Source organism: Sphingobacterium sp. T2, assembly GCF_000814685.1.
Taxonomy (GTDB): domain Bacteria; phylum Bacteroidota; class Bacteroidia; order Sphingobacteriales; family Sphingobacteriaceae; genus Sphingobacterium; species Sphingobacterium thermophilum.
The window spans coordinates 21,369-28,264 of the sequence record NZ_JXAC01000019.1; the positions used below are offsets into that span (position 1 = coordinate 21,369).

Consider the following 6,896-nt stretch of genomic DNA (forward strand, 5'->3'; position numbering starts at 1 on the left):
AGGGCTAACTCCCATCCTCGGTCCTCAGGTTACCATAGTTTCCAGAAGGGGAAGATGCACCGAACGTTGCCGGTACCACATCTCCTGCTACGATCATGTTTTTTGTATAGCGCTGGAACCATTCGGCGGTAAAACCTAACTTATTATTAAAGAATCTTAGGTCCGCTCCGATATTTAAGTGTTCGATATCCTGCCAAGTGATATTAGCAGATACGGCTCCCGGGGTTCCTAGCTGGAAGAACTGCTCTCCCGAAGAATTCAGCCATGTATTTTTGGCAATAGACATCTGAGGTAGGTACAAGGAGTTCGACACGGACTGGTCACCGATAGATCCCCAAGACGCACGGAATTTAGCAAAGGACAGCACCGGATTCAACGCCTCCATAAATTTCTCGTTGGATATCACCCATCCTCCGGATAGGGAAGGATACCATCTCCATTTCAAATGCGAAGGAAACTTGGATGTAGCATCTCTACGGAGACTGGCTTCAAAAAGATATTTATCACTGAATGAATAATTGATACGCCCGAAGAACCCCACCTGCGATTCCCAGTTTGTTCCTCCTCCAGAAGTTTCGGTTCCTGTGGCAAAGTTAAACTGTGGATTATCGTTATTGATAAGGTTAGTACGTTTTGAATAATGATTCAACCAGCTATAAGCCACCAAGTTTGTTCCCAACAAGAATTTAAATTCATGTTTATCCAACGAAAGATTATAGTTGGTAGTAGCATTAAACGTATGTCTTTTTTCTCTGTAGCTGCTTTGATAAAAGTAGGTATTCGCTTTTGTGGTGTGGTCTGTCATCGGAAACTGGTAGGCCAGCATACCTCCATTGTCCGTTGGATTTCCTTCCTCGTCGACATAGACATTCTGACCATTCTCGTCTTTCAACACTTCTACCCCATACCAGTGTGTCTTTGCACGGACATAAGGGACAGAAGAAGTTTCCATTCGGTTGTCTGTCTGATAGGAATAATCTCCTACTATATTCCAGTTTTTGGTAATATTAAGAGTTGACCCGATATTAAGATTAATATATCTATTGTTGTTGATTTCGTCATTTGACATTCTTGCCGAAAATGCGGGATCGATGATGTCGACACCATTTTCTTGCACACCGATAGGGAATAGACGACTCCAACGATACAGATAGAGCCAAGGGTCAGCGACAAATCCGTCAGCATTCAAGGAGTTAGGATTGCGTTTTGTTCCGTCCGCATAGCGCGCTGATCCGCGCAGTGAAATGATGTCATTCACCTTGGTGTTGATATTCAAGGTAGGCGTAAAGCGCTTATAGTCATCATGACGAGCAGGCTTCATCATACCTTCTTGACCCAAATAACCCACACTTAAATTATAGGAGGTGTTTCCTGTCTTACCGTTGAGGCTTACATTATGTATTTGTGAATAAGCGAATTTTTTGATCATGGCCGACACAGGATCGTAAAGTCTGTAACCGAATTTCTGAGATCCATCCCAGTACCAGTCTCTGCCGTACACTACAGGATCGTTAGGGCCGACCTTGTCCCCATATTTCTGTTGCCATTCACGGATTTTTTCTAGGCTGGCTCTATCCACACGCCAGAATCCACCAGCGGGCCCGGTCTGCTTCATATTTTCATGAGCATCTACCGTATATTCCAGTCCTTCGATGCCGGCAAGTTGTATATCCGTAAAAGGAGTCTGCCAGATGAAATTATTGGAATAGACTACCTCTGACTTTTCACTTTTGGCGCCCTGTTTTGTCGTGATCAAGATAACGCCAAAGGCAGCTTTAGATCCATAGATTGCACTGGAAGCTGCATCTTTAAGTACCGTAATAGATTCTATATCATTGGGATTTATATATTGAATGCTAGCACTTCGACATTATCTACCAAGATTAGCGGGTTATTTGAACCGTTTACTGAGCCCACCTGTCCACGGATTTTCAATATAGGATCGGAGCCGACCTCTCCCGAGGGAACCTGAATGGTCAATCCGGGAACAGCGCCCTGCAGACCTCTTCCCACATCCGGAATAGGTCTATTACCGAAAGTTTTTTCAACGTCTACTGATGTTACTGCTCCGGTGAGATGCCCCTTTTTCTGGGAGCCATATCCCACGACAACCACCTGCTCCAAGGTATTGTCTTGTGTAATCAACACCACATTCAGCGTTTGATTGGCACCCACTCGTATGTCCTGGGTGACATATCCCACCGATGAAAAGCGTAAGGTAGAACCTTGAGGCGCATTGATGGAATATCGTCCCTGAGCATCAGTAACAGCTATAGTGGAGGTTCCAACAACCTGGATTGTCACACCTGCCAACGGACCGTTATTGTCGGAAACCACCCCCTGTATGGTGTTCTGGACAATACCTCTGCTCGAATAAACAGATTTGCCATAAGAGTAGTCTTCCGAACTCCTATCCTTAGCAAAAGAATAGTGATTCAGAAGCTACCCCGCAAGCTACGGTAAATAATAAATATTTCCTCATACTTAGCATATTGAATTAGATTTATAAATGTTGTAAGGTTAGTTTCAATAAATACTAGGAATCGGCTAATAAATTAATTACAGATTAGTAATATTTAAGTTTATTAATATTACTCGGAACGGCAGATATAGTAATACTTGGTTATCTGGTTAGTTAAGCTCTACAATCCATGTTCCTCCCTCAGGCCGCCATCAATCGTATAGAACCTAAAAAGTTTGATTTTTTGCGTCTTTTTTGTTGAAAAACGCATAAACACTCACCAATTTAATCAAATAAATCTTAATCGAAAAATTTTTTTTTCAAAAAAATTAATTACTCAGCGTTCATATTGCGTGATAATTAAGAAAGACGTAAAAAAACGCACAAAACGATAAAACGATTTAACAAGCTCATAAAAAAAGGGATGACACTAGTCACCCCTTCTTTTATAGGTATTCAAAGCAGGCCTATTTTATTATTCGGCTAAGGTCTTCGATAAGTTCTCTTGGTGTCTTATATCCTACAATTCGGCCAAGTTCCTTTCCGGAAGCATCCACCACCATGGTAGGATAAGCATTGATTTTATATTTTTTGCTTATCTGTACGCCTTCACCTTTTTCCGCATTAATTTTCACTGACACAAACTTTGGATTCATAAACTCTCCAACAACTTGTGTGGGAAAGACTTCTGCAGACATGACCTTACATGGACCACACCAATCCGTATAAAAGTCTATGAACACCAACTTGTTGTCTTTCGAAGCTTTCAGCAGAGTCTGCTGATAGTCCAGATTTTCAAATTGAACGCCATTTTTGAACTCAAACTTCTCGTAAGCGTCCAGCATAGGACGAATGATTTTCTGATTATCTTCGGACAGCTCTTTAATGTTCTGTCTCAAAATACGCTTCTGCACAGCATTAATGCTTTCTGCATCGGCTTCTTTACGGGCAAACATATTAGCCATTAGGATAAACTTGTCGCTCGCCGTAAGGTTTGCGAACTCTTCTTCTGCCACTAGCAGTGCCTGTTCTTTATTATCGAACTTAAACCTCGCATCGGCAATTTTTACTAATGCCTCTATATTTTTCTGTTCTATCAATTTCGAGTCGACCAAATACTGCTTGAGAAAAGCATAATGCTGCTCATGGTTCAGGGCCTTGTTGGCCTTATTCCCATTGGCGAAGGCCAAAAGTTCTACCCTTCCTAAACGCATGAGGTAGCTTTGCACTTTTTCTTTTCCTAAAGTCCGCTCAAACGAGACCTGATGCTGAAGCAGGTATTTGATGCGCGGATGCGTAAACTTAGGTGTATATTGTGAAAAGACAAACCAATTGTCAGCACTATGCTTCTCCTCTTCGGAGAGTGCATTAAAATATTCGTGAAGGGCCAGCTCAGCCTCTCTGTCCTTACCTTCCTTACGTAGCAAAACTAAATAGTCCTGCATAAGCTGGGGCGACCTTTCTCCCGCAGCATATCGAGAAGCCACACTAACATCCGAACGTGAGGTATCGAGATGTTTGGCTATGAGCTCCTTAAACTCTGTTGGTGATTTTTTGCCGATAAAGCGAAAAGCCTCCTTGCGGTCTTGTTGCAGCACGACGAAGGTTGGATAGCTTCTCACAGCATATTGTTTGGCCAACTCAACTCCGTAATTTTTCTCCGCATTGACTTTAAGGAAAACAAACTTTTGGTTCATGAGGTTCTTTATGTCGTCTAATGAGAAAACCTCCTTGTCCATCTGCTTGCAAGGTACACACCAGTCGGCATAGAAGTCCACGAAAATGAGTTTGTTCTGTTGACCGGCTTCACTTACCGCAGCGAGAAACTCTTTCTCAGAGATTATCTCCCGTTGGGCAAAAAGTCCTACAACATGAAGTTGTAGGACTAATAGGGTTAAAATTCTTTTCATATCAGTCTCTTTCTTTTATTGTGTGCTGTTTCTCCACGTCATGCTTTTTACTTTTAGCAATCCTTCCCATTTCACGTCGGCCACTTTGGTCATCACAAGGTTGTTAGGATTTGTGCCTGTGATATATTTCTGAATAGTTCGTTTAGTCTGTGGATTATAAGTAGCCACATACAGCTGGCTACCATTTCCTTGCTGTATATCACAATTGATCATGGTAATTTCATCCTCAAAATCTTCTATGAGATAAAGCTTTTCCAATCTCAAATTGTAGTCATAACCATACAGCTTGCTTCCCACCGCGTAGAACAGAATCTTCTGTGTAGAAGAGAAAGCAAATAAGCTGGCTTTATCGATATCCTTTGCCACATCTGTAATCCTGTAATAGGCCAATTTTGTAGGCAGAGTAATGCCGGTAAGCTTAAATTCAGGCATTTCACTATCATAGACAATATCCACATCATACCATCTACTGATCTGGCTCATAACATACTGTATAGCGGTTTCTGCGAAATAGAAAAGATTATTTCTCCATGACAGATTCATATCTATATTGGCAGGGCTAACCATTATGCTATCCTGACCCATTACACTCTGCTGTGAAGGACGTAACAACACCTCCTTATCGTTGGCTTTCACCTTCACACTACCTTCCACCAAGGTCGTAACGATGGCCTTTGTCTCTGCATAAGCATTAACATTAAAGGTTGTCCCATACACGAGCACCTCCTGCGAAATATTTCTGTTGCGCGCCACCACAATAAAGGCTTTATCGGGATTTTTCTTCACCGCGAAGAAAGCCTCCCCTTCCAGAAGCACCTTTCGCTCCTGACTCGCAAATACCGAAGGGAATTCTAACTTGGAGCTGGAATTCAAGTCTACCGTACCTCCGTCAGGAAGTGTTATTTTATAACTGCTACCGCGAGGGGTGATGATGCTGTTGATGATATGTTTGGCTTTTGGGGTCAGTGCTGACGAACGGAAGCTGAACACTATATTTCCGGCATCTTTCTTCTCGATGAGAATACCGTTGATCGTTTTAGACTCACCGATCTTAAGATCTTCCAAACTCAGCTTAATATCTTCCGATACGAAGAGGGCTTTATCTTTAGCGGGGAGTGGCTCTCTTCCGTTTTTATCATCCGCTATGACATAAGACTCTGAATAGATCTTCTGCTTGTCACCCTGCACTGCAGCAACCTCTTCACCTTGATTAGATGTTCTGAAGAGATAAACATACAATACGACAGACAGCATCATGATAAAGGCGGCAGCCACCGCCATCCAAGCTTTATACTTAAAACGCGGTCTAATAGGCACAACCGAAACTGGAGCTGCCTGCACAATGGTATCAAATATGGCTTCCTTAGACTGTTCATCCATATCCAGCAGCTCTATATTTCGGGTGAATAAGCCCTCAATCTTCTGGTCAAAAATCTGCTGATAGCGATCATCCGACAAATAATAATATAGCTCCGCCCTTTCAACCTCGTTGATTGAATCACTAAGACATTTTTCGATTAATATGGAAATACGTTCTACTTCTTTATCGTCAAGCATAAAATATAATATTAGTCCGGCTATATTATTGAGCTACAATATGTGCTTTTATATTCCAAGACAATTGAAAAATAGAAATGGGGGTATGGGGTTAAAGATTTTTTGAAAAGAAAAACAAGAGCAAGACAAAAGGAAGGTCTTTGAGCTGCTGCTGACAGTAGGTACGTACGCTTTTCATCGCTCTTTCGAGGTTTGATTTCACTGTTTCGGGCGAAACATTCAGTACTTTTGCCACTTCTTCCCTCTTCAGAAACTGTTGTTTGGACAGAATGAATGCCTGTCGCTGTTTTTCCGGCAGCCTGTTTATCGCATCATTCAATATCTGTTGAAATTCCTTTTCGTGCGTATGATAATCCGCTTCCGGAAAAAAAACTCATCAATGCTGTCTTGGCCTCTTCCTAGGCATAGACCTTGTAATATTCGGCCTTCTTCATCATGTTGAGGATAACATTTTTCGCTATGCGGTGCAGCAAGCTTCAACATTCTCTATGGTAGGTAAGGATTCCCTGTTTATCCATACTTTCAGGAAAGTATCTTGCACCACATCTTCAGCCAAGGTTTGCTCTCCTAACAATTTGAGAGCAGCCGTATAAATTTTAGGCCTATATCTATCATAGAAACGCCTAAAACTGGCCTCATCCTATGCTACAATTCCTGAAATAATATCTTTCATGTTTCTTTCGTAGAATCCCCAAGATTTATATCGGCCGTAAAGCTACAAAATAATACAGGGCTTCTTGCTACCATTTTACAAATTGATAATCAAATATTTGCAAATACAAACAAAAAAGGAGATGACATATACATGCCATCTCCTTTAATTTGCTGAGATCGTAGGAAAATTAATTCCAATATCTTAGTTTGAGTTAATTTGTAACCTCTTTGCTCGTTATTCATTGATTTGATGTCAAACCAACTAGAGTAAATAATTGCGCTTACTACTAAATTGGTTTACGGTTTTTAGCAAT

The 6,896-nt window shown here is 41.5% G+C and carries 4 protein-coding genes and 2 pseudogenes; all 6 read right to left on the reverse strand.

The genetic code is table 11. The annotated features are described in order from the left end of the window. Nucleotides 1–4: 4 nt before the first annotated feature. Nucleotides 5–1,855 carry a SusC/RagA family TonB-linked outer membrane protein gene (locus SD31_RS18010; protein ID WP_410528225.1) on the reverse strand — a complete coding sequence of 617 codons (1,851 nt, stop codon included), beginning with the start codon at nt 1,853–1,855 and terminating at the stop codon, nt 5–7. Next, complete coding sequence (locus tag SD31_RS18020) at nt 1,843–2,337, reverse strand: carboxypeptidase-like regulatory domain-containing protein (RefSeq protein WP_052258539.1); 495 nt, start codon at nt 2,335–2,337, stop codon at nt 1,843–1,845. The genes SD31_RS18010 and SD31_RS18020 overlap by 13 nt, the downstream gene beginning before the upstream one ends. Nucleotides 2,338–2,928: 591 nt before the next feature. Next, nucleotides 2,929–4,371 carry a thioredoxin domain-containing protein gene (locus SD31_RS14670; RefSeq protein WP_082021759.1) on the reverse strand — a complete coding sequence of 481 codons (1,443 nt, stop codon included), beginning with the start codon at nt 4,369–4,371 and terminating at the stop codon, nt 2,929–2,931. A 15-nt stretch (nt 4,372–4,386) separates the two neighbouring features. Next, entirely contained in the window at nt 4,387–5,928 is a 1,542-nt protein-coding gene (locus SD31_RS01735; RefSeq protein WP_039052877.1) for a FecR family protein, read from the reverse strand. A 91-nt stretch (nt 5,929–6,019) separates the two neighbouring features. Continuing rightward, nucleotides 6,020–6,271, reverse strand: a pseudogene (locus SD31_RS01740) (sigma-70 family RNA polymerase sigma factor); the annotation flags it as partial. Between the two features lie 114 nt (nt 6,272–6,385). Next, a pseudogene (locus tag SD31_RS19715) lies at nt 6,386–6,535 on the reverse strand (RNA polymerase sigma factor); the annotation flags it as partial. Nucleotides 6,536–6,896 lie beyond the last annotated feature (361 nt).